General features: G+C 71.9%; 1 protein-coding gene. It reads right to left on the bottom strand.

Annotated features, from left to right (window positions below):
• On the bottom strand, positions 1-1,955 hold a 1,955-nt coding region (locus ABZY31_RS31180), incomplete at both ends, for an amino acid adenylation domain-containing protein (RefSeq protein ID WP_356417046.1).

Below are 1,955 nucleotides of genomic sequence, written 5' to 3'. Positions count from 1 at the left end.
CCGCACAACAACTCCTCCTGGAGCGACACCGGACCACGACCGACACCACCCGCGTACTCAGGGGCCGGCAGAGCCTTACGGTCCAGCTTCCCGTTGGGCGTCAGCGGCAGCGCGCCCAGCAGGACGACAGCCGACGGCACCATGTACTCGGGCAGCCGGGCGGCCGCGAACTTCCGCAGGGAGCCCGTCAGGTCAGTCCCCGCGTCATCGGCAACCACGGCGTAGGCGACCAGCCGCCGGTCCCCTGCGACGTCCTCACGCACGACGGCCAAGGCCTGCGTGACCTGCGGGTGCGCGATCAGCGCGGCCGCGATCTCCGCCGGCTCGATCCGGAAGCCACGCAGCTTCACCTGTTCGTCGGCGCGGCCGACGAACTCCAGATCACCATCGACGGTCCACCGCGCGATGTCGCCGGTCCGGTACATCCGCTCCGCCACACCGCCGAACGGGCAGGCCACGAAGCGTTCGGCGGTCAGGCCGGGGCGGTTCAGGTAGCCGCGGGCCAGGCCGGAGCCGGCGATGTACAGCTCGCCGGCGACACCGGGCGCGACCGGGGCGAGCCACCCGTCGAGCACGTAGACCCGCGTATTCGCGATCGGGCCGCCGATGGAGGAGACACCGTCGGTGGTGGCTTCGGGCGACAGCCGCCGGTCGGTGGACCAGATGGTGGTCTCGGTAGGGCCGTACATGTTGGTCGCCGAGGCGGCCGTGGCCACCAGGGTGCGGGCCAGCTCGCCCGGCAGCGCCTCGCCGCCGACCAGCGCGCGTATACGGGTGAGCCATTCGGACCGCGAATCGTCCGCGGCTTCGGACTCGGCCAGCAGGGCCTGCCACAGGCTCGGGGTCGCCTGCACGACGCTCGCCCCAGCCGCCACGATCAGGGCACGCAGGGCCCGCGGATCCCGTACGACCTCGCGGGCGGCGAGCACGACGCGGGCACCGTTGAGCAGCGGCAGGTAGAGCTCCAGGCCGGCGATGTCGAAGCCGACCGTGGTGACCGCCACCAGCCGGTCGTCCTCGTCCAGGGCGAAGCGATCCTGCATCGAGGCAAGGAAGTTGACCAGTGACCGGTGCTCGATCACCACGCCCTTGGGGCGGCCCGTGGAGCCGGAGGTGTAGATCACGTAGGCCGGGTGCTCGGGAGAGGGCGCCCGGTCGAGCGCGTTGCTGTCGAGGGCGGCTATGGCCGGGTCCTCCACCAGTACGGGCGGCACACCCGCCGGGACCAGGTGCGCCAGTGTGGCCGTGGTCACCACCGCGGCCGCACCGGAAGTGTCCAGCGTGTACGCGATCCGGTCCGCCGGGTAGTCCGGGTCGACCGGCAGGTAGGCACCACCGGCCTTCATGACGGCCAGCAGCGCCACTACGAGGTCCGTGCCGCGCTCCAGGGCCACGGCGACCACGGACTCCGCGCCCACTCCCTGACCGGCAAGGTGGCGGGCCAGGCGGTTCGCCCGCGCGTCCAGCTCGCCGTAGGAGAGCCGGGCGTCCTCGAACTCCAGGGCGACGGCATCCGGGGTCCGCGCCACCTGCGCTTCGAACAGGGCCGGCAGCGTCGACGGCTCGACGTCGAGGGCGGTGTCGTTCCACTCCTCGAGTACGCGCCGACGCTCCTCGGCGTCGAGCACGTCCACCTGGCTCAGGCGCACCTGCGGGTCCTCGGCCAGCGCGGCCAGAACCTGAGCCCACCGGCCCATGATCCGCGCGGCCGATTCGGCATCGAACAGGTCCGCTGCCGCGATCACCCCGCCGTGCAGTCCTGCCGGCGTGCCGTCGGCGTCGAAGGTCTCCAGAACACTGAGTTCCAGGTCGAACTTGGCTGTGGTCAGCTCGGCAGCCACGGCACCGGCCCGTACGCCCGGCAGGTCCAGGACGGCTTCGGCGTTGTTGTCCACGGTGAGCATCACCTGGAACAGCGGGTGCCGGGCCATGGAGCGGCTGGGAGCGAGTTCCTC

It is taken from the genome of Streptomyces sp. NPDC006529 (assembly GCF_040611795.1).
GTDB lineage: Bacteria > Actinomycetota > Actinomycetes > Streptomycetales > Streptomycetaceae > Streptomyces.
The sequence above is the reverse complement of the archived record's forward strand: the minus strand, read 5'-3'. Positions and strand labels throughout refer to the sequence as shown.